The organism is Lederbergia lenta NBRC 16444 (genome assembly GCF_001591545.1).
GTDB lineage: Bacteria > Bacillota > Bacilli > Bacillales > Bacillaceae_C > Lederbergia > Lederbergia lenta.
This window is the reverse complement of the sequence record NZ_BCVC01000001.1, coordinates 900,207-923,224: the sequence shown is the minus strand read 5'-3', so window position 1 is coordinate 923,224 and position 23,018 is coordinate 900,207. Positions and strand designations below refer to the sequence as shown.

The following is a 23,018-nucleotide window of genomic DNA, read 5'->3' as shown; positions in this document are numbered from 1 at the left end:
CACCTCCAAGGCTATGTTTTATATATTAACATATATGCTTGGAATAATAATATGGATATTTTTTTGTAAATTCGATATAACATGTCGTCTTTTTTCAGAATACTTGATAAGATAGTAAAGAAGTTTTAAATTGCGGAAAAAAGTTTATGAAAAAAAGAGAGGTTTTCATTATGATTCAATCAGAAACACCAGCATCATTAATTATGATTTTTGGAGCGACAGGTGATTTAGCTAAAAGAAAGCTTTACCCTTCCCTTTATCATCTTTTTAGAAAAGGTAAACTTGCAGAACATTTTGCAGTTGTGGGTGTGGCAAGACGCCCTTGGACAAATGAAGTTTTAAGAGAACATGTAAAAGACTCTGTTCTCTCATCTATACATGATGCTGAAGATATCGAAAAGTTTATTTCTCATTTTTATTATCAATCTCATGATGTGACTGATTCGCAATCTTACATACAATTGAAAGATCTTGCAAACCAACTGGATCAAAAATATTCATTAGAAGGAAACCGGATTTTTTATTTAGCCATGGCGCCGGAATTTTTTGGCACGATCGCGGAACATTTAAAAATAGATGGTTTAACAGATACAGATGGTTTTCATCGTTTAGTTATTGAAAAGCCATTTGGACATGATCTCGACTCGGCGATCCAGCTAAATAAACAAATTCGTAATGTTTTTTCTGAAAATGATATATACCGAATTGACCATTATCTCGGTAAAGAAATGGTCCAAAATATTGAGGTTATTCGATTTGCCAACGCAATTTTTGAACCGCAATGGAACAACCGCTTCATCTCGAATATTCAAATCACTTCTAGTGAAATGTTAGGTGTAGAGGAACGTGGGGGATATTACGAAACAAGCGGTGCGTTACGGGATATGTTTCAAAATCATATGTTGCAGATGGTCGCATTGCTCGCAATGGAACCACCAATTCGGTTAACCCCGAAAGAAATTCGCAGTGAGAAAGTAAAAGTACTCAGCGCACTCCGTTCAATTGAAAATGAAGAAATAAAAGATTATTTTGTACGTGGCCAATACGGACCAGGTGAAGACAATGGACAACAGCTTCTTGGGTACCGGGAAGAGATGAATGTAAATCCTGACTCCAATACAGCTACTTTTGTAGCTGGTAAATTAATGATTGATAATTTCCGGTGGGCTGGCGTTCCTTTCTATATCAGAACTGGAAAGAGAATGACGGAGAAATCAACGAAAATTATTATTCAATTTAAAGATGTTCCAATGAATCTTTACTATAATTCCGAAAAGAAACTGGCGCCTAATTTACTCGTCATTCACATTCAGCCAGAAGAAGGTATTACTTTGCATTTGAATGCAAAGCAATCCGGTCAAACGATGGAGACTACACCAGTTAAACTCAACTTTGCAAATAATGATGTCGCAGGGTTAAACACACCCGAAGCATACGAAAAATTATTATTTGATTGCCTTCGTGGAGATGCTACTAATTTTACCCACTGGGACGAAGTTGCACTATCTTGGAATTTCGTTGATAAAATCAGCAATTTTTGGGAAAATAAAAAAGCGGAGTTTCCAAACTATCCAGCAGGTTCTATGGGACCAGAAGCAGCAGATCAACTTTTAGAAAAAGACGGCTTCTCCTGGTGGCCCGTCTCAAATTATGATATAGATGATTGTAAATAAGAAATGCGAAAATACCCTTTTAGTGACGTGAGGAAGCTCTTTCGCACGAGATAAAGGACACGGTAAGCAGTGTAATAGAATGGCAATCGTTTAATTACATGATGGATTGACTGGACCTAGAGTACCTAGCGTCTCAGTATGGTCTTAGAGTAATTTATGACGTACTTAAAGAAAGATATCCATACCTCAGTTGGTGAGGCATGGATATCTCGTCGTTTATTAAGTTCGCAGTCTTTGTTAGCTTCAAGGGGAAAACTCCATAGAGATTATTTTCACTTTATTAAATCGGAAGAATATAGTATCGCGGAGGTGTAAAAGCCGTGAAAAATTCCAATGTGGATGAATATTTACAAAATGGCATATATGGTACAAAGCAAATAAAGCCTGAAGAGCGAAAAAAGTTTCTTGGTACTCTCAGAGAAAGAATCGTTAGTGTCTTAACGAAAAGCCAAGTGATGGAACACGGCGTTTATCCGGAAGTAGAAACGTTAATGGATGAACATCCAGAAGCCACAATGTTGTTAAATGGTGATCTGGATTACTCTTTCTTATCAGATTACATTCATCTTGCACGTAAAAAAAATATTCCTTTTTCCATCGTGGCAAATCAGAATACTAAAACAGATATTGGGCTTGTTCTAGCTTATGATTACGCAATAAACAAAGAGGAAATTTATATCACAAAGAATAAAAATAAAAATATTGTTATGAAAAAACCAAAGAAAAGTTTAGCTTCTCGAATCTTTAACTATTTAAAAAAATAAGGACTATGGTTTTTTCCTATTCAAAAAGGTATGAACATCCATACCTTTTTGTACAATATCATCACCATATTTACTTTTGATGCTCGCTATTGCCTTATATAAGGGCTCTTTGCGGGCTTCTTTTTCATATGAAAATAGATCAAGCTGTTCAATTGCACTATCTTCTTCTACAAGGTCTTGCCCAGTAATTCCCAGCAGACGAATCGCATCCCCATTCCAATTCTCAATAAATAACGTTTTAGCGGCTATTAAAATATCCTCGGCCTTATTAATTGGGTTAATCAATTTTCTACTTCTTGAAATAGTTCTGCGATCTTTATAACGGATCGTAACTGAAACGTTTTTTGTCAGATAACCTTTCCGCTTTAACCGTTGGCAGACACTTTCAGCAAGCTTCTCTAAGATAACGTTGAGCTCAGATTGAATCGTTATATCACGGGGTAAAGTGGTAGAACTTCCTATACTTTTATTCTCCTCAGCTGCCGCTGGATCAACGGCGCGCAAATCAAGACCATCAGCTCGCTCTTTTAGTTTTATTCCCCGAATTCCTAGAATAGTTTTTAACTGATGATCCTTTAACTGAACTAAATCCCCGATCGTGTAAACGTTAACTCCAGCTAGTTTTTCAGCTGTTTTTGCACCAACCCCATGCATTTCTATAATTGGGAGTGGCCATATGATATGCGGTATATCCCTTTTTCGTAAAACAGTTATGCCTAGTGGCTTTTTCATATCTGAGGCCATTTTTGCTAAAAATTTATTCGGTGCTATGCCAATGCTACACGGCAAATCAAGTTTACGTAATAAATTTTGTTGAATAGTAAAAGCTATGTCCATAGGTGTTCCAAGCTCATGACAATTAGTAATATCTAAGTAACCTTCATCAATGGATACCGGCTCTACCCACTCTGTAATTTGCCGAAATTCCTCAAAAATTGCCTGTGATACTTCCCGATAACGATGATGATTAGGCTTTTTAACGATGAGATGTGAACAAAGCTTTTTGGCCTCCCATAGTGGCATTGTTGTTTTGATGCCATACTTCCGCGCCTCATAACTACATGTAACGACAATACCCCTTCGTTGTTCCACATCCCCTGCGATTGCAAGTGGCTTTCCCTTCAATGAAGGATCATGCGCCATTTCCACAGATGCAAAAAAGCTGTTCATATCAACATGAAGTATTACGCGGCCTTTTTTAGGATAAAATGCTTTCACCCATATCACCTTCACAGAAAATCTAATTTATATAGACAATTATTTTTTTCATTTTTATGCCTCTTGCTTTTGTTCGATTAAATAGTCTTTAATTTCTTTAACCCCTTCTGAAACTTCAAGCATTGCCACCGGATCAATCATCGTTATCAATCTGTCTCCCATATTGGCAATGGAAGAAAAATATTTTGTTTTTTTGTAAGCAACTAGACCAACTTGTTTTTGTGCCTCCATTGGGATCTCTATTATTTCTTTCGCTTCTTTAACAAGCAGTCCAAATGAAAATTCCTTTGTATAAATAACAATCATTCGTACCTCATCATCTATAACAGTATGTGAATGATATAAAATGTGACCTAAATCCAAAACCGGAATCAATGTATCCCGTGATTTTGTTATCCCTCTCATATATACCGGCAAATGTGGAACGGGGTTAATATACTCCACTTTTTCTATCGAAATAACATATGGAATAGGAATTGCATACTCCTCATGACCAGCATGAAAAACAACCACTTTTTCTGACAATATTATCACTCCAAATTCATTACTTGCAGGCTGCTAAGCAGCCTGCATCATTCATTATTGTTTAGCTACTTCCTTCACAACTGCAACTACCATTTCAGCAAGTTTATTTAATTCTTCTATCGGCATTCTTTCATTCGTTGTATGAATTTCTTCATAACCAACAGCAAGATTCACAGTAGGGATATTAAAACCCGCGATAATATTCGCATCACTACCTCCACCGCTTGTTAACAATTTAGGCTCACGTCCAATTTCCTTTGCAGCTTTTTTAGCTATTTCAACAACTAAGTCTCCATCACCATATTTGAAACCAGGGTACATGATTTCTACATTAACGAATGCCTTTCCTCCCATTTGCTCCGCAACTTCTTCAAAAGCTATTTTCATTGTTTCTACTTGTGCTTCCATTTTTTCCGGTATTAATGATCTTGCTTCAGCAAGTACAAAAGCTTGGTCTGCTACAATATTCGTAGCTTGTCCACCTTCAAAGCGACCAATATTTGCAGTAGTTTCCTCATCGATTCTACCAAGCGGCATTTTAGCAACTGCTTTTGCGGCAATGGTAATTGCAGACACACCTTTTTCAGGAGCCACTCCAGCATGTGCTGTTTTACCATGGATTTCTGCTGTAATCTTTGCTTGAGTAGGAGCTGCAATAATGATATTTCCTACTGTCCCATCACTATCTAGTGCAAAACCATATTTAGCTTTTACGAGAGATGAATCAAGTGCTTTGGCACCTACAAGGCCTGATTCCTCACCAACTGTAATAATAAACTGAATACTGCCATGTGAAACCTTTTCTTCTTTCAGTACACGAATCGCTTCTAACATTGCGGCAAGGCCTGCTTTATCATCCGCCCCAAGAATCGTCGTTCCATCCGTAATAACATGTCCATTTTCAATGGAGGGTTTGATACCATTTCCTGGAACGACAGTATCCATATGGGATGTAAAATAGATCGTATCTGCATTTTCTTTTGTTCCTTCTAATGTACAGATTAAATTTCCAGCCCCATGTCCAGTTTCTTCTTTTGTATCATCTTCAAAAACATGCACACCAAGTGCTTCAAATTTTTGTTTTAATACTTTAGCAATTTCTGTTTCATATTTCGTTTCCGAATCAATTTGTACTAATTCTAGAAATTCATTTAGTAGGCGTTCTTCATTGATCATACATATGACCTCCATAAATATATTTAATTTCGTCATTACAGTGGGATATTCCCATGCTTTTTCTTCGGTCTTTCTTCTTGTTTATTACGTAGCATTTCTAGCGCTTGTATAATTTTTATTCTCGTTTCCCGTGGATCGATCACATCATCTACCATCCCTCTTGCTGCCGCAATATAAGGGTTGGAAAATTTCTCGCGGTACTCTTCAATCTTGTGTGCACGCGTTTCTTCTGGGGTTTCGCTATTTTGGATATCACGAGCAAAAATGATATTTGCGGCTCCATGAGGACCCATCACACCAATTTCCGCATTTGGCCACGCATACACAAGATCTGCTCCGATTGCTTTACTATTGAGTGCTACATACGCTCCACCATAGGCTTTACGCAAAATCACCGTTATTTTCGGCACTGTTGCTTCTGAATAAGCATACAAAATCTTCGCTCCATGTCTAATAATACCACCATGCTCTTGTTTAATTCCCGGAAAAAAACCTGTTACATCCTCAAACGTAATCAAAGGAATATTAAAGGAATCACAAAGACGGATAAATCTCGCTGCTTTATCGGAAGAGTTTATATCAAGACTTCCTGCCATGACCTTTGGTTGGTTGCATACAAGACCAACTACTTCACCACGAATTCTTGCAAAACCGATCACGATATTTTTAGCAAATTCTTTCTGAACCTCGAAAAAGGATTGTTCATCCATTATTTCTTTTATTACGGTTCTTACATCATAGGGTCTTACTGCATCGAACGGAACAAGATCTGTTAAATCAGGTCTCAAATCTTCTTTGGATTGCCATTCCTTTATGCAAGGTTTTTCTTGATTATTTTGCGGTAAATATTCAAGTAGTCTACGAACCATTTCCAATATCTCATTCTCATTTTTAGCTCGAAAATGCGCATTGCCGCTAATATTATTATGTACTTTAGAGCCACCTAAATCTTCTGAAGAAATACTTTCACCCGTAACGGTTTCAATAACTTTTGGTCCAGTAATAAACATTTGGCTGGTTCGGTCAACCATAAACACAAAATCGGTAATCGCCGGAGAATAAACCGCTCCGCCGGCACATGGTCCCATTATAACGGATATTTGTGGGATAACACCTGAATAAATGGCATTTCGATAAAAAACGTGGCCATAACCGTCTAATGATACAACACCTTCTTGTATTCTTGCGCCACCAGAGTCGTTTAGTCCGATAAACGGCGCTCCATTTTTTACAGCTAAATCCATTGCCTTTACAATTTTTTCAGCATGCATTTCTCCTAGTGCTCCACCGAATACAGTAAAATCTTGAGAAAAAAGAAAGATCTGCCGCCCGTTTACTTTACCATAACCCGTGACAACCCCATCGCCAGGGTATTTAGTATTTTCTAGCCCAAAATCCGTTGATCGATGTTCAATGAATGGATTTAATTCTATAAATGAACCTGGATCCACAAGTAAATCGATTCGCTCTCTTGCTGTCAGTTTACCTTTATCATGCTGTTTTTGAATTCGCTTATCCCCGCCACCTAATTCAGCTTCCCTTCGGCGATCGTATAGACTATTTATTTTTTTATAAATATCAGTCACTATCCATCTCCCCCAATGGCTTTTTTTCGCAGAACTCATACAAAACTCCATGACTAGATTTTGGATGCATGAAAGCTACCATCGCTCCACCGGCACCTTTTTTTGGAAAATCATTTAACATGTGGATCCCTTGCTCTTTCATCTCATTGATTCGGCTATCAATGGATTGGACATTAAAGGCAACATGGTGTATTCCTTCCCCGCGCTTTGCAATAAATTTGGAAATAGCACTCCTTGAGTTTGTTGGCTCTAAGAGTTCGATTTTCACATTTCCTGCGTCAAGAAAGGCTATCTTTACTTGTTCGGCTTGCACCACTTCAATTGCTATACATTTCAATCCTAAAACATTTGTATAAAAAGGCAGTGTAGCTTCCAATGACTTGACTGCTATTCCAATGTGATTGACACTCTGCACGAATAACACCCCTCTTTATCATATAAAAACATCTTGAAATTATCTATATAATTAGAGTTAAAATTAAATAGCCATAATTCCTAATAATGATGGGTTGTCTCAAATGCCATTTGGATATAAAATAGAGATAATATCATGTGGCAAGGAGTGCTTCTGGATGTCAAATAAAAAAATGCAGAAAATCATTATTTATGTCATGCTTTTTTCTATGATCGCCACAACGGTCATGGCAGGGCTCTCGTTCTTGTAAAATAACTGTAAGGCTCTATGCTAAAGGCAAGAGCCTTTTTGTTCGGTTACATCTACATTCTAGCTCCGAATTCTAATGCTAACTCTTCAAATGATTTTGATGAATTTGTTATTATTATTTTTGTTCCGATTATTACTTGATCATAAAGTTCTTCAAGATGAATTGTTGACAGCCTGATACATCCTTGGGATATATATTTCCCTATCGATGATGGGTCGTTCGTGCCATGTAAACCGTAAATCCGTCCATCTGTTCCTTTTGCATCAAACCCAATCCATCTGGAACCAAGTGGATTGCGTCGATCTCCCCCTGGAATGTTTTTTTTTCGATAGTAGGGATTCTCCGCTTTTACTGTAATTGTAAATAACCCTTCCGGAGTTAAATCATTGGTTTTCCCTGTAGCTATACTTGTTTCCATTATTATTTTACCATCATTAATCCATGCTAGCTCATTTGTCTTTTTATTAACGATAATTAAAGGATCACCAGGTAATATTGAAGCCCCCAACGGCCAAAACGGTGAGCCAATTATTAATATTACTACTAAAAATAATCGCAAAGTAATCACCCTTTTTAAGATAGCTAGAAAGAAAAAGTAAAACGGTATGATGCAGAATTTCTCTATGCCTCTCATTTTTACTTTTCTTTAAGCGCCTTTCTTCACTATTGTGCTTCAAATAGGGCGATTCATTCCAGATAAGAAAAAACCTCAACATGTGTTTTACACAGATTGAGGCATCTTGATCAAACTTCTTCGCAATATTGTTCGAAATATTGTTGAAGTTTATTTACTACCGACATTGGATCATGACCTTCAATTTCATGTCGTTCGACCATCGTACAAACCTTACCATCTTTTAAAAGTGCAAATGATGGAGAGGATGGTGGATAATCTGTAAAGTAGCTGCGTGCTTTAGCCGTAGCTTCTTTGTCTTGTCCTGCAAATACCGTAACCAAATGATCTGGACGCTTATCATAATGAAGCGAATGTGCTGCAGCTGGGCGAGCAATGCCTCCAGCACAACCACATACTGAATTTATCATGACAAGAGTTGTCCCTTTATTATCAAAAGCCTGTTCCACATCCTCAATAGTAGTTAGTTGTTTATAGCCAGCTTGCTCCATATCTTGACGTGCCTGGCTAACGACATCATTCATGTAAAGATTAAAATCTAATTCCATTTATATTCGCTCCCTTTATTTTAACTTAATGGTATGATTCTCCTGCAATTATAGCATAACTGAAATTGTATAAGCATCTAATTCGTGCCCGATTACATGACATAAAAGGTAAAGATTATTATTTTATAGGTATCGACATAAACCTGTTCAAATAACAAAGAAAGAAAAATATATTTTTAGGTTTAATTATCATAAATTCGGGTATGTTATAAATACATCTAGATCCATACCCCTAAACTCCCTAGATGCCTTTGGACAGCTTTTCACAAGCTGTCCTTTTTTTTATTTCTACATCATGCAATCACACACCGACTAACAAAAAGCTCTAATTAGATCCGGTTATCCTCAGTAGAATGTAAATAGTTATAACTCATCGAATGACTGGCTTCTCTCATTTCTTGTTATCTTGGTATGCACGAAAGAGTTGATCTGTAGCTTTTGTCACTGTCAATTTCCCTTGTATCACATCTGCTTCTATTGAATTTCTTATTTCTCCTACCTTTTCATGTTGATAGAAGGATAATTCTAATCGATCCTTTATCATAGCATGTAACCATTCACTCACTTGGGCATTTCTCCGATCATAAAATACACTTGATGTTTTTCCTAGCTCTGTAAAGTTTTGTATCATACTCCAAATAGACTCAATGCCATCACCTGTCAATGATGAACAGGTGACTGCCTTCGTTTCCCAACCGATTGTTGCGGGCCTTAGAAGATGTAAAATTTGTGCATATTCTCTCCTCGTTTTTATAGCAAGCTTGAGATTATCACCGTCTGCTTTATTAACAGCAATAGCATCTACTAATTCCAAAACTCCTTTTTTCATCCCCTGTAATTCATCACCTGCACCTGTTAGTACAAGCATTAAGAAGAAATCAACCATACCTCTGACGACTGATTCACTTTGGCCAATCCCAACTGTTTCTATAATTATTAGATCGAAGCCTGCTGCTTCACAAGCAATGATCGTTTCTCGCGTTTTTTTGTGCACACCACCGAGTGTACCACTCGATGGTGAAGGACGTATAAAAGCATTTTCATGTTTCGCAAGCTCTTCCATTCTCGTTTTATCCCCAAGAATACTACCACCATTAACTGTCGAACTTGGATCTACTGCTAAAACCGCCACACGATAACCTTGATCACAAAGTAATTTCCCAAAAGCTTCAATAAATGTACTCTTACCAGCACCAGGTACACCTGTAATCCCAATTCTAATGGATCTACCTGCATAGGCTAATAGTGGTTGTAACATCTCCTGCGCTCTTTCTTGATGATGTTGAGCATTACTTTCGATTAGTGTAATTGCTTTAAATAGTGCCTTTCGGTTCCCGTTTAAAATGGCTTTGGTTAGTTGCTTTGCTGACTGCTCGCTTCGCTCCTTTTTAATAAACTTTTTTCGAGCATGTTTAGTCATTTTCTTCCTTCACTTCCTCATACCCTAGCCTCAGGTATATCTCTTCAATGACCTTTTGGGCAGCTACGGGAATTACCGTACCGGGACCAAAAATAGCTGCTGCCCCATTTTCCCGTAAAAAGTCGTAATCTTGGACAGGAATTACGCCACCAATTACAACTAAAATATCCTCTCTGTCAATTTGTTTCAACTCTTTCATTAATTTCGGTAAGAGCGTCCGATGCCCTGCTGCAAGTGAACTTACGCCTATGACGTGAACGTCATTTTCTGCAGCTTGTTTGGCGGTTTCTTCTGGAGTTTGAAATAATGGCCCGATATCCACATCGAAACCTAGGTCTGCAAATGCGGTTGCTATTACTTTTGCGCCTCGATCATGCCCATCCTGTCCCATCTTCGCAATTAAAATTCGTGGGCGTCGTCCTTCATTCTCAAGAAAATCCTCTGCCATCCCTATTACAACTTCTATTTCCTCTTCATCCGAAAAATGAGAACCATACACCCCGCTTATCGATCTAATCACTGCTTTATGTCTTCCAGCTATTTTTTCAATCGCATTCGATATTTCACCTAGGGTTGCTCGAGCACGAGCTGCTTCTACAGCTAACTTTAATAAGTTTGCTTTCGCTGTTTTCGCCCCTTCACTTAACGCTGCCAGCGCATGATCTACTTCTTTATTATTTCTATCTTTTTTAAGTTGAGCAAGGCGTTCAACCTGCATCTGGCGAACTGCCTCATTATCGATATTTAATATATCCATCGTTTCTTCCTGATCTAAACGATATTTATTAACGCCAATAATTGTTTCTTTCTTCGAATCAATCAATGCCTGTCTTCTAGCGGCTGCTTCTTCAATCCTCATTTTAGGAAGCCCTGTTTCAATTGCTTTGGTCATTCCACCAAGCTCTTCAATTTCCTCTATATGTGTCCATGCCCGCTCCATGAGCTGATTTGTCAAGGCTTCCACATAATAAGAGCCTCCCCAAGGATCTATCACATCTGTCAACCCTGTTTCTTCCTGTAGAAATAATTGCGTATTTCTAGCGATTCGAGCAGAAAAATCTGTTGGCAAAGCAATCGCTTCATCTAACGCGTTTGTATGGAGTGACTGTGTATGGCCCATCACTGCAGCATGTGCTTCAATTAAAGTTCTCATTACATTATTATACGGATCTTGCTCTGTCAAACTCCATCCTGAAGTCTGGCTATGTGTTCGTAATGAGAGCGACTTAGGATTTTTCGGATGAAATGGACTTATAATCTGCGCCCACATTCTTCTAGCAGCCCGCAATTTAGCTACTTCCATAAAATAATTCATGCCTATCCCCCAAAAAAAGGATAGCCTTGGCGCAAATGCGTCAATATTGATTCCTGCACCCAGACCTGTTCTCACATATTCCAAGCCATCTGCCAGTGTATAAGCAAGCTCAATGTCCGCAGGTGCACCTGCTTCTTGCAAATGGTAACCAGAAATGGAAATACTATTGAATTTCGGCATAAATGCAGATGTATAGTCAAAAATATCGCCAATGATTCTCATCGATAGTTCGGGTGGATAGATATATGTGTTTCGCACCATATATTCTTTTAAAATATCATTTTGAATTGTGCCAGATAATTTTTCCTTACTTACTCCTTGCTCTTCTGCTGCTACAATATAAAAAGCCATAATTGGGATAACTGCTCCGTTCATCGTCATCGATACAGACATTTGATCTAGCGGAATACCATTAAATAAGATTTTCATATCAAGAACAGAATCAATTGCTACACCCGCTTTACCTACATCACCTTCCACCCTAGGATGATCTGAGTCGTATCCTCGATGTGTTGCTAAATCAAAGGCAACGGACAGCCCCTTTTGCCCCATCTCCAAATTTCGGCGATAAAATGCATTGCTTTCTTCAGCAGTGGAAAAACCAGCATATTGTCTTACTGTCCAAGGCTTATTTACATACATTGTTGGATAGGGACCACGAGTGAAAGGAGCAATTCCTGGCAAATCATCTAGATGCTCCAGTCCAGATAAATCTTTTTCTGTATATAAGGATTTAACGGCTATTTGCTCATTCGTATTAAATGTTGAGCAACTGAAATGGTTAAGATTTTCATTTACTTTAGGTGCATGTGTAGGATATATCTCTTGAAAATTAGGTTTAATCCTCATTTTCGGACACCTCCCAAATTGCTATTAAAGAGTCTAGTTTTTCTTTTAGGTTCTGCCCTGAATAAATAGTTCCTTGTACACCAAACTCGGTCAATTTCTTTTGATCATATTTCCCTGCAATATCAACCACGCTAGTACAATTTTTCTCTTCTAGCAATTTCATTAATTGAATTATCAACTCGTTGTACTTTTCATCAGTCACACAAATACAATAATATTCTCTTGGATTATTCATGATAAAATTTTTGACATCATCGATACTTTCACAATTTCCACTCCACTCTGTATGTATCCCTCCTGCAGATAACACACTAGAAACAAAATCTGCCCGTGGTTTATAGTCTTTTAATAATCCTAGGCAGATTAAGCCAGCGATCGGAGTTCCTAGTTCGGCAGATCGATGGCGAAGATTTTCAAATCCCCCCCCAATTCTTTCAGCAATTAACGGTGTCACTTCCAATGTATCTTCTTCTATTTGCCTCTGGAACATAGTAATCGGTTTATCTTGATTAAAAACTTGTTCATCAAGCTTGGCATATATATTTACACCAATTAGCTTATTTACTCTTGTTTCCGCATCACTTTTCCGCTGCCGCATCGTATTCTTTAATTCTTGTTGCAACCAACCAGATCGGAGCACTTCATATACTCCTTCTTTTCTATCAATCTTCTGAAAAAAACTCCATGCTTTTTCAATAAGCTCCCTTGTCACTGATTCGATATAATAAGAACCACCGCCTGGATCCACAACTCTACTTAAATGTGCTTCTTCTCGGAGTAGCAAATGAGTGTTTCTCGAAACTCTATTAGAAAAGGAGCTTGATTGTCCTTTGACTCCATCAAAGGGTGTTACATGCAGAAAATCAATACCTCCTACCACCGCAGCAAACGCTTGATTTCCACTTCGTAACATGTTCACATAAGGGTCTAATTTAGAGTGGGTTAAACTGGATGTCTGCACACTGATCAATGCACAATTTTGTTCATTTGGAACATCGTATGCATCTGCAATTGTTTTCCATAAATTTTTAAATGCACGTAATTTCGCTATCTCTAAAAAAAATCGTCCGCCAATTGAAAACTGGAATACTATTTTCTGCATTGTTTTAACTGGTTCCCATCCATATTCCTGCATTGTTTCTATATAAAAAACCGCCTCACTAATAGCGATTCCCAATTCCTGTACGGCGTTCGCTCCACTTAAGTGATACGGTGTTACATCTATTACAATCGTGCGTAAATGATTGAATTGCCTATCTAACTTATTTACAGTTTCCATCCATTTATCTAATTTCTTACTAGGTCGCTTAAACAAAAACCCATTATTTAATCCAGCTGATAGTAAATCCGTTCCTATCACTCCAGAAAAATCTCCACTCCCACTTTGCAGCAATTTTTTTGCAGTTGCTTGAAAATTTTCTTTACATATTAAAAAGGGCGGATATCTATTAAAATCAATCATTTCTCTTAGTTCTTTAAAACTTAGCTTATCAACGTCTGACAGTTTATCTACATCAAAAGAAATTGTTTCTTGTCCACTTTTGATCTCAGTTAATAATGCATTTTTAATGAAATCCCAATTATTGTTTTCGAGTACCTGGGCAATCTTCCATGTATTTTCATTCTTATCATGATCAATACCTCTAATATTGGATCCGATGCCTGGAAATTGATCGACTTTATTCAACTCGAGATGTTTTTTAGTATATAGTGGCGATAATTTAATTCCTTCATACGTTTCTTTACTTAAAGAATCAATAGATTTTTCACGTAAAGTTTTTTTCACTACTGATTCCCAGTGATTAAGACTAGACGGCATAAAAGAGACTTTTCTTGCTTTTTCAATCGACATGGGACACACCCTCCTTGGTATGTAACCGCTCTCTTTTCAAGAGAAAATTTTTACATGTATATTCTTATACTATTATACTTATGTATCCCAAGCAATGCTCAAAAAATTATCCCTTCGCACACGAACAAAATGCCGCTATCTGAAGCAAGGGCTCTGAAATATAAGGTGCCATGGCTATATTTATAATAAATCTCGAAAGGATAAAGAAAAAGACGACTTAAATTCTGGTTTAGAATTGTAGAGTCGTCTTTTTGGTTTCCTATCATTCGGTATTAATGAGCTGAATATTGTGATTAAAAACCTTGCCTTTTTTCAGTGTCCTCCAACATAGCAGCTTCTATTTACTTAATATATTGAAGTAGTTTCTTTAGAAATATTTTCAAGGATATTTTTAATGCGTTGCAAAAATTTCCCACAAATGACACCATCTAAAACACGATGATCGAGTGATAGACAAATATTTACCATATCACGAACTGCAATCATATCGTTAATGATGACAGGTCTTTTAACTATTGATTCGATTTGTAATATAGCAGCTTGGGGATGGTTGATAATTCCCATTGACTGAATGGAACCGAACGAACCTGTATTGTTGACAGTAAAGGTTCCACCTTGTATATCTTCATTCGTCAAAGAACCATTTCTTGTTTTTTGAGCAAGTTCTGCAATTTCTTTTGCAATGCCTTTTATCGATTTTTCGTCGGCATTCTTAATGACTGGTACAAATAAAGCATCGTCTGTGGCAACAGCAATTGAAATATTAATATCTTTCTTTTGGATTATTTTATCACCGGCCCACATTGAATTAATCATCGGAATATCTTTGAGTGCCTGTGCTACTGCTTTAATAAAGAATGCAAAATAAGTTAAATTATACCCTTCTTGCTTTTTAAATTCTGTTTTCAAAGAATCACGATATTTCACGAGACTCGTTACATCTACCTCCGTCATTGTCCAAGCATGGGGTACTTCTTGTTTGCTTCTAAGCATCTTGTCTGCAATTGCTCTCCTTACCCCTGTAATGGGTATTTCGACATCTCCAGGAAGCGTTAAAAGCGTTTCAGGCACTTTCGGAACTGGAGATATAGGAGGACTCACTTCATTTTGCTGATTTATAGCATCTTCTGTTGGAATGGATCCAGAATCTATAAGCTTCTTTAAATCTTTCCTCGTAATCCGCCCCTCTTTCCCACTGCCCTCAACTTGAGATAAATCAATTCCATGTTCTTGCGACATTTTTAAGACTGCAGGTGAGTAACGTGTTTTCCCAGAACGATTTTCCTCGCTTTGTTCTTGTTGATTTACTATCGCCTTTTCCATATTAGCATTTTTCGAATTCCCTTTAATGGGTTCTTTATTTACATTCGCATTAGCTGTATCTGTCGTTTCAATCGTACAAATAGTTTCACCTACAGCAAGTGTGTCTCCATCCTTTGCAAGTAACTCCGCAATCGTACCAGTGAAAGAAGATGGAATTTCCGCATTTACTTTATCTGTCATTACTTCTGCAATTGGGTCATACTTATTTACACGAACCCCAGGTTGAACGAGCCAATTAGTAATTGTACCCTCTGTTACACTTTCGCCGAGCTGAGGCATAATGATGTTTTCTATCGCCAATTGGATAACCTCCTTTTTGCGTTAATGTTTATGTTTAATACTCTGCCAGCTCACGCATTGCTTTTTCTACTTTATCGGGATTGATTAGAAAATATTTTTCCAAGGTTGGAGAAAAAGGCATTGCCGGAGTATCTGGACCTGCCAATCTCATAATCGGAGCATCAAGCTCGAACAAACAATGCTCAGCAATGATTGCTGCTACTTCACCTATAATACTTCCCTCTTTATTATCTTCTGTAATGAGTAAAACCTTCCCAGTTTTAGATGCTGCTTCAATTATTGCTTCTTGATCCAATGGATAAACTGTTCTTAAATCAAGTAAATGGGTCTCTACACCATCCTCAGCAAGTCGTTCTGCAGCTTGAAGAGCGAAATGAACGCATAAGCCATATGTAATTACTGTAATATCTTCGCCTTCTCGCTTTACATCCGCCTTACCGATTGGTAGAACATAATCTTCATCAGGTACTTCCCCTTTGATTAAGCGATACGCACGTTTATGTTCCAAGAATAGGACAGGGTCCTCATCACGAACAGCTGCTTTTAAAAGGCCTTTTACATCATATGGAGTGGAAGGCATAACAACTTTTAAACCTGGTTGATTGGCAAAAATCGACTCTATTGATTGGGAATGATACAGTCCACCGTGTACACCACCGCCATAGGGAGCCCTGATAACCATCGGACAGCTCCAATCATTATTGGAACGATAGCGAATTTTAGCAGCTTCAGAAATAATTTGATTGACAGCTGGCAAAATAAAATCTGCAAACTGCATCTCTGCGATTGGACGATAACCGTACATAGCCGCTCCAATTCCGACACCTGCTATTGCAGACTCCGCTAATGGTGTATCAATGACTCTTTCTTCTCCAAATTGATCATAAAGCCCTTGAGTGGCTTTAAACACGCCACCTTTTTTACCGACATCTTCTCCAAGAATGAATACTTTTTCATCACGTTCCATTTCTTCATGCATCGCCAAAGTGATTGCTTCAATATAAGAAATTACTGCCATTACTCATTCTCCCCCTTACTCCGCCGCATAAACAAATTTCAAAGTATCTTCAGGTTCAGGATAAGGTGCCTTTTCAGCATATTCGGTAGCTTCATTCACCTTTATCATTACGCGATCGTTTATTTCTTTTTCTATGTTAGCATCTAACAAATTATTTTTTTGTAAATAAGTAGCAAATAAAACAAGTGGATCTTCTGTTTTCATCTTATCAAGTTCCTCTGAAGGACGATAAAAACGATCATTATCGTCAGATGAATGTGCAGTTAAACGATGTGTTATTGCCTCAATAAGTGATGGCCCTTCACCACGTCGCCCTCTATCCGCAGCTTCTTTAACCGCTTTGTACACTTCAAGTGGATCATTGCCATCTACCGTTATCCCCGGCATACCATATCCAATCGCTCTATCCGAAACTTTTTCACAAGCTAATTGTTTTTCAAGTGGGACGGAAATGGCATAGTGGTTATTTTCGCACATGAAGATAACAGGTAGTTTGTGGACGCCCGCAAAGTTTAATCCTTCATGAAAATCTCCCTGGTTAGAAGATCCTTCTCCAAATGTAACAAATGTAACTAGATTCTTCCTTTCCATTCTAGCTGCCAACGCAATGCCAACTGCATGTGGTACTTGGGTTGTAACTGGTGAAGAGCCTGTTACAATCCGATTGCTCTTTTGCCCAAAATGACCCGGCATTTGTCGACCACCTGAATTAGGATCCTCCGCTTTACCAAATCCTGACAACATAAGATCTTTAGCAGTCATCCCAAATTCCAATACGACACCCAAATCACGATAATATGGTAAAACATAGTCTTCCTCACGATTAAGTGCAAATGCAGCACCAACTTGTGCCGCTTCTTGACCTTGACACGAAACGACGAACGGGATTTTCCCCGAGCGGTTTAAAAGCCACATACGCTCATCAATTCGACGTGCCAATAACATTGTCTCATACATATTCAACACTTGTTCATCACTGAGACCTAGCTCAGCATGACGATTTTTTTCCATTATGAATCCCCCTAGCTAGATTATTCCTTCGACTATTTGTGGATGGCTATTCCATCAACAGCTAGCGCAGCTTCTCCAATGACTTCACTTAAGGTGGGGTGAGGATGTATCGTATTAGCGATTTCCCAAGGTGTAGCGTCCAATACATGTGCAAGACCCGCTTCTGAAATCATATCCGTTACATGAGGTCCAATCATGTGCACACCTAAAACATCATTTGTTTCCTCATCGGCAATAATTTTCACAAACCCTGTTGAATCTCCATAAACAAGTGCTTTACCATTTGACTGAAAAGAAAATTTTCCTGTTTTAATGGTATAACCTTTTTTCAGCGCTTCTGTTTCCGTCAAACCTACACTAGCAGCTTCTGGATTACTATAAATACATTTTGAAACAGTCGTATAATCGATAGCCTCAGGTGTCAGACCTGCTATATGCTCGACTGCCTTAATACCCTCATGTGATGCAACATGCGCTAATTGCAAGCCACCAATTACGTCTCCAATAGCATATATATGTGTTTCCTTCGTCTGAAAGTGATCATTTACCTGTATGAATCCATTCTTCACAATAATTTCGGTATTTTGCAAACCAATATTTTCAGTATTACCTTCTCTTCCTACTGATACTAAGATCTTTTCTGCAGTAATTATTTTTTCTTCGCCATTAACTTCAACAGAGATGCTGGCTATTCCTGTTTCTTTCGTCAAAGTATCAGCTAAAGCTTTTGCATTTGTAATAATTTTAACCCCTTTTTTCTGCAACGCACGCTGCATCTCTAAAGATAGCTCCCTATCTTCAGTCGGGATAATTGTCTCTGCATATTCTAACACTGTTACAGCGACTCCAAAGTCTGCTAGCATAGAAGCCCATTCGATTCCAATGACTCCACCACCAATAATGATAATAGATGTAGGAAGACCACTCATTTGCAGAGCATCATCCGATGTCATTACGATCGATCCATCTATCTCCGTTCCAGGTAAACTCCTTGGGCTTGAACCTGTTGCAATAATAACATTTTTCGGTATTAACATCTCGTTTTCCTCACCGTTCGCCATTTCAACTGAAATAGTTCCTGGAGTTGGAGAAAATATCGATGGCCCTAAAATTCTACCAAATCCATCAAAAACGTCAATTTTTCCTTTTTTCATTAAGGATTGTACACCTTTGTACAACTGATTTACAATACCATCTTTTCTTTCTTGTACCTTTTTAAAATCTAATCCTACCTCTTTCATTGTTACACCAAATTCTTCACTACGTTTAGCAGTAGTATATACCTCTGCACTTCTAAGAAGTGATTTGCTTGGAATACATCCTTTATGTAAACAAGTTCCGCCAATCTTATTTTTCTCCACAATTGCGGTTTTCAAACCAAGCTGTGAAGCGCGGATTGCTGCCACATATCCACCAGTTCCACCGCCAAGAATGACAACATCATATTCTTGTGTCAATATTTTCCCTCCAAATCGTTAACCAATACACTCAAATGCTATTGCAATAGTATTACTGGGCTTGTATACACGGAAAAACGCCCGTAGGCGCTCCCGTTGTCCATGCTTTAAATCCGGTTAGACAAAATATGTTTATTGTTTAACGAAAACTGGCTCCTTGACTTTTGAATCTTTTGTATTCTCTCTTCGGCCATACGGTCTGCCGCTAAATAAGTAGGAATACCATCACGTTTAGAGATCTCAAGCACTTTAGCAACATTATTATAGATCGTTTCCACTCTTTTCAATGCCCGTTCTTTATTATATCCATTTAATTCATCCGCAACATTTATTACTCCACCAGCGTTGATCACATAGTCAGGAGCATAAACAATTCCCATTTCGTGAATTCGATCACCATGTTTGGTATCTTTTAATTGATTATTAGCTGAACCTGCAATTACTTTTGCTTTCAGTTGTGGGATCGTTTCGTCATTCACAACAGCCCCAAGTGCACAAGGAGAAAATATATCTGCATCAACTCCATAAATCTCATCTGGATCGACTGCTTTTGCATTAAATGCTTCCACTGCTCGATCGACCGCCGCCTTGTTAATATCCGTTACTATTAGCTGTGCTCCCTCTTTATGTAAATAATTGCAAAGTTCAAAGGCTACATTTCCTACCCCTTGAACAGCAACCGTTTTTCCTTCTAAGGAATCTGATCCAAAAGCCTCTACCGCAGCGGCTTTCATCCCAACATATAAGCCATATGCAGTTACAGGTGAAGGATTACCCGAAGAACCAAATGCCGGAGATATGCCTGTAACAAAGTCTGTTTCCAAATGAATAAGATCCATATCTTCGACAGTCGTTCCTACATCTTCCGCTGTAATATATCGGCCGTTCAACCCTTGTACAAAGCGGCCAAAGGCGCGAAACATTTCTTCGCTTTTATCTTTTCTAGGATCACCGATAATGACGGCTTTCCCCCCTCCCAGATTCAATCCTGCTGCCGCATTCTTATAAGTCATTCCCCTCGCAAGACGAAGCGCATCCTCAATAGCTGCATCTTCACTAGCATATGGCCACATTCTAGTACCACCAAGTGCTGGACCAATAGTTGTATCATGTATAGCAATAATTGCCTTTAAACCCGAATTTTCATCTTGGCAAAATACTAATTGTTCGTAATCATAATTCGTCATATAATCAAATATCTTCATTTGCAAAATCCCCTTTATGTCTATTATTAATGTTATGTCTTTCCTTTTACATCAGCAGAAATGATTAAAGGTATATATAACTAACTGCTGTCTTTCAATGGAACATCTCATTTATGTAATTTCTTCTCCACTTCATTGTAGCTAAAAGCGGGTTTCTTGACAAATAATTCCGTTAGTATATGATTTTTTTAGGACGCTATTTTTAAGGAGAGTACGATGGGTAGACTTATTGCACTTACCATGTTATTGATTCCCGGAATCCTAGCTGGTTATGGTATAAAACTTATGAGAGATATGTTATTTGCTAAATTACAAAGCCCTTTCCCTTATTTATGGATGCAATTTCTTTCAGGACTTATCTTTTTCATTATTGGATTAGGATTTATCGCTGGATTTGTTTTGCATCGTGATCGGAAAGGTAATAAAGTCCAGGATCGCTTTCGTAAACGCTAGATCTGCCTACTTGGGCAGATCTTTTTATTTCCAATTATAAATGTTTATACGTCACTTATTGGACACTTACGTTTTTATTATTTAGAGTATCTCTCACTTTAAAAGCCTTTTCCGGGAAATCCGTAATAATAGCTGTACAATTTAATTCCATTAACTTCTTCATCTCACGTTCTTTATTGACTGTATATGGTCTAACCGCCATATTGTTTTTTAAAGTATCGCTGATTAAAGCAGGCGTCATTACTGTAAATTTGGGGTGAATGCCACTCGCTTGAATAGATTCCGCATATTCCCATGGTTTATATATTAAATTTTTATATAAAGGAGCAGTTTCAATATTTTCAGCTAATTGTTTTACATTCTTAAGAGATTTGTGATTAAAAGATGAGATAATTATTCTGTCCTCTAATTTAAATTCTTTAATTAGATCAATTACCTTTTTTTCCATTCCTTCATACGGAATACTATTATTTTTTAGTTCGATATTACAAATTAACTTATTTTTATCCAACCACTCAAAAACCTCCCTAAGTGATGGGATCTTCGATGCTTTCTTAAAAAAATGCTTATAATGGTAATTTGCTTTTAATTTTTTTAATTCCTCAAGAGTAAAATCCTTCACATTTCCTGTCCCATTTGTCGTCCGATCGATAGTCTCATCATGAATGACTACTATTTGATCATCTAATGTTAAATGAACGTCAAACTCTATGCCATCTGCTCCAAACTTTTTTGCTGCTATAAAAGCATCCATCGTATTTTCAGGATGAGTACCAGCTGAACCTCGATGCGCAATGATAAGTGTCATTTTTTCACCACCAATAAAAAGTTATTATCATCATACCCTTTTTTCCCTTCCTATGTGAAAATAAAAGCTTTATTTTCTGTAAAGTAGAATACAAAAATTAGCGCTTTTTAAACATAAAAAAAGACCAACGAATAATAAATTCATCGGTTTTGAAGTGATATTTTTTTATGATGGATAATATAAATGCTGGAATTTCCATTTAGTGAAGGCGCTATTATAAGGTGGTTTAGGACGCTCTATGCTCCAATCTTAGCTTGTCTGCCACCATCGCAATAAACTCTGAATTAGTAGGTTTTGCTTTAGACATGCTGATTGTATAACCGAATAAAGATGATATGGATTCTACATTGCCACGGCTCCAAGCCACTTCAATTGCATGGCGAATTGCCCTTTCTACTCTGCTTGCAGTCGTGTTGAACTTTTTAGCGATATCTGGATAAAGTACTTTAGTAATGGAGCCGAGTAATTCGATATCGTTATAGACCATAGAAATCGCTTCTCTTAAATATAAATATCCTTTAATATGAGCTGGAACCCCAATTTCATGAATCACTGAAGTAATATTCGCTTCAAGATTAAGTGGCTTTTTCTCATCTGATGATGTTTTAGTTTGGGATGTTTTTCGTGGAGTTGGTACTCCTTTTCCACTTACTTGGCGTATATGATTTGCCAGATGTTCCATATCGAATGGCTTAAGTATAAAATATGAAGCACCTAACTCAACAGCTTTTGTCGTTACATCCTCTTGCCCAAATGCTGTTAGCATAATTACATTTGGATATGCGATTGTTTGTGATTGGCGCAGACGTTCAAGCACACCAAGACCATCTAAATGAGGCATGATGATATCTAAAATTAATACATCTGGTGAAACTTCCTCAAGTAGTTGCAAGCAATCTTGGCCATTGTGTGCGGCGCCAATAACCTCCATATCTTCTTGCGAAGATATGAATTCATCTAATAATCCTACCAATTCACGATTATCATCGACAATACATACTTTAATTTTTTTCAATTTCACTTTCCTCCTCGGGTTCCCTATAAAAAGTTATTTTATGATCTTTTGTTATTCTATCAGACAATTTCGCCAAATAGGGTGAAATCCCTTTATTTTTTTAATTTTTATATAATTTTTCTTTAATTATCTTCTGCATACTCAATATATCTCCGTTTTTCGACTTTATTAGCTAAAATTAGCGTTTTTGTCGAATTTCCTTT

Annotated in this window: 21 protein-coding genes; 4 read left to right on the top strand and 17 right to left on the bottom strand. The window is 37.6% G+C overall.

All coding sequences use genetic code 11. The features are described from left to right. Positions 1-170 precede the first annotated feature (170 nt). Both zwf and BLE01S_RS04235 read left to right on the top strand, forming a co-directional pair. Complete coding sequence (gene zwf, locus BLE01S_RS04240; RefSeq protein WP_066137528.1) at positions 171-1,673, top strand: glucose-6-phosphate dehydrogenase; 1,503 nt, start codon at positions 171-173, stop codon at positions 1,671-1,673. A gap of 320 nt (positions 1,674-1,993) precedes the next feature. Further along, positions 1,994-2,437 (top strand): YueI family protein, encoded by a 444-nt coding sequence (locus BLE01S_RS04235; protein ID WP_066137526.1) that lies wholly within the window; start codon positions 1,994-1,996, stop codon positions 2,435-2,437. Between the two features lie 3 nt (positions 2,438-2,440). On the opposite strand, the gene BLE01S_RS04230 is transcribed toward BLE01S_RS04235, so the two are convergent. The 5 genes from BLE01S_RS04230 to mce are packed head-to-tail and all read right to left on the bottom strand — an operon-like array spanning position 2,441 to position 7,357. Next, positions 2,441-3,655, bottom strand: coding sequence for a DNA polymerase IV (locus tag BLE01S_RS04230; RefSeq protein WP_066137524.1), 1,215 nt, complete (start codon positions 3,653-3,655; stop codon positions 2,441-2,443). A 54-nt stretch (positions 3,656-3,709) separates the two neighbouring features. Beyond that, on the bottom strand, positions 3,710-4,180 hold the full coding sequence (locus BLE01S_RS04225; RefSeq protein ID WP_082788584.1) for a chemotaxis protein CheW: 471 nt from the start codon (positions 4,178-4,180) through the stop codon (positions 3,710-3,712). Between the two features lie 54 nt (positions 4,181-4,234). Further along, positions 4,235-5,356 (bottom strand): M20/M25/M40 family metallo-hydrolase, encoded by a 1,122-nt coding sequence (locus BLE01S_RS04220; protein ID WP_066137522.1) that lies wholly within the window; start codon positions 5,354-5,356, stop codon positions 4,235-4,237. Between the two features lie 35 nt (positions 5,357-5,391). Beyond that, on the bottom strand, positions 5,392-6,942 hold the full coding sequence (locus BLE01S_RS04215) for an acyl-CoA carboxylase subunit beta (RefSeq protein ID WP_174521703.1): 1,551 nt from the start codon (positions 6,940-6,942) through the stop codon (positions 5,392-5,394). Next, positions 6,935-7,357 carry a methylmalonyl-CoA epimerase gene (gene mce / locus BLE01S_RS04210; protein WP_066137517.1) on the bottom strand — a complete coding sequence of 141 codons (423 nt, stop codon included), beginning with the start codon at positions 7,355-7,357 and terminating at the stop codon, positions 6,935-6,937. The genes BLE01S_RS04215 and mce overlap by 8 nt, the downstream gene beginning before the upstream one ends. Positions 7,358-7,514: 157 nt before the next feature. Between mce and prli42 the strand changes: the two genes are divergently transcribed. Continuing rightward, positions 7,515-7,607 (top strand): stressosome-associated protein Prli42, encoded by a 93-nt coding sequence (gene prli42 / locus BLE01S_RS20685; RefSeq protein WP_157419481.1) that lies wholly within the window; start codon positions 7,515-7,517, stop codon positions 7,605-7,607. A gap of 52 nt (positions 7,608-7,659) precedes the next feature. Here prli42 and BLE01S_RS04205 read toward each other — a convergent pair whose 3' ends face one another. From BLE01S_RS04205 to BLE01S_RS04160, 10 genes are all read right to left on the bottom strand, one after another. Continuing rightward, on the bottom strand, positions 7,660-8,166 hold the full coding sequence (locus BLE01S_RS04205; RefSeq protein ID WP_066137514.1) for a L,D-transpeptidase: 507 nt from the start codon (positions 8,164-8,166) through the stop codon (positions 7,660-7,662). Between the two features lie 185 nt (positions 8,167-8,351). Beyond that, positions 8,352-8,789, bottom strand: a complete 438-nt coding sequence (locus BLE01S_RS04200; RefSeq protein ID WP_066137512.1) for a BrxA/BrxB family bacilliredoxin — start codon at positions 8,787-8,789, stop codon at positions 8,352-8,354. A 391-nt stretch (positions 8,790-9,180) separates the two neighbouring features. Beyond that, on the bottom strand, positions 9,181-10,209 hold the full coding sequence (gene meaB / locus BLE01S_RS04195) for a methylmalonyl Co-A mutase-associated GTPase MeaB (protein WP_066137510.1): 1,029 nt from the start codon (positions 10,207-10,209) through the stop codon (positions 9,181-9,183). Further along, entirely contained in the window at positions 10,202-12,373 is a 2,172-nt protein-coding gene (gene scpA / locus BLE01S_RS04190) for a methylmalonyl-CoA mutase (RefSeq protein WP_082788582.1), read from the bottom strand. Before scpA ends, meaB begins: the two co-directional genes overlap by 8 nt. Then, entirely contained in the window at positions 12,363-14,225 is a 1,863-nt protein-coding gene (locus BLE01S_RS04185; RefSeq protein ID WP_066137508.1) for a methylmalonyl-CoA mutase family protein, read from the bottom strand. Before BLE01S_RS04185 ends, scpA begins: the two co-directional genes overlap by 11 nt. Positions 14,226-14,570: 345 nt before the next feature. Further along, positions 14,571-15,848: a dihydrolipoamide acetyltransferase family protein gene (locus BLE01S_RS04180; protein ID WP_066137505.1), complete on the bottom strand. Its 1,278-nt coding sequence runs from the start codon at positions 15,846-15,848 to the stop codon at positions 14,571-14,573. A gap of 34 nt (positions 15,849-15,882) precedes the next feature. Then, positions 15,883-16,866, bottom strand: coding sequence for an alpha-ketoacid dehydrogenase subunit beta (locus tag BLE01S_RS04175; protein WP_066137504.1), 984 nt, complete (start codon positions 16,864-16,866; stop codon positions 15,883-15,885). A gap of 15 nt (positions 16,867-16,881) precedes the next feature. Beyond that, the gene (locus tag BLE01S_RS04170; RefSeq protein WP_066137502.1) at positions 16,882-17,877 is read right to left on the bottom strand and encodes a thiamine pyrophosphate-dependent dehydrogenase E1 component subunit alpha; all 996 of its coding nucleotides are present in this window, start codon (positions 17,875-17,877) and stop codon (positions 16,882-16,884) included. A gap of 32 nt (positions 17,878-17,909) precedes the next feature. Beyond that, a complete protein-coding gene (lpdA, locus tag BLE01S_RS04165) occupies positions 17,910-19,334 on the bottom strand; it encodes a dihydrolipoyl dehydrogenase (RefSeq protein ID WP_066137501.1) in 1,425 nt (474 codons plus the stop codon). 107 nt (positions 19,335-19,441) lie between these two features. Next, positions 19,442-20,539: a Glu/Leu/Phe/Val dehydrogenase dimerization domain-containing protein gene (locus tag BLE01S_RS04160; RefSeq protein ID WP_066137499.1), complete on the bottom strand. Its 1,098-nt coding sequence runs from the start codon at positions 20,537-20,539 to the stop codon at positions 19,442-19,444. A gap of 216 nt (positions 20,540-20,755) precedes the next feature. Here BLE01S_RS04160 and BLE01S_RS04155 point away from each other — a divergent pair, with 216 nt between their 5' ends. Further along, positions 20,756-20,992, top strand: coding sequence for a DUF2627 domain-containing protein (locus BLE01S_RS04155; protein ID WP_066137498.1), 237 nt, complete (start codon positions 20,756-20,758; stop codon positions 20,990-20,992). Between the two features lie 55 nt (positions 20,993-21,047). Here BLE01S_RS04155 and BLE01S_RS04150 read toward each other — a convergent pair whose 3' ends face one another. Further along, complete coding sequence (locus BLE01S_RS04150; RefSeq protein WP_066137496.1) at positions 21,048-21,800, bottom strand: glycerophosphodiester phosphodiesterase; 753 nt, start codon at positions 21,798-21,800, stop codon at positions 21,048-21,050. A 226-nt stretch (positions 21,801-22,026) separates the two neighbouring features. After that, complete coding sequence (gene spo0A / locus BLE01S_RS04145) at positions 22,027-22,815, bottom strand: sporulation transcription factor Spo0A (RefSeq protein ID WP_066137494.1); 789 nt, start codon at positions 22,813-22,815, stop codon at positions 22,027-22,029. Positions 22,816-23,018: the final 203 nt, after the last annotated feature.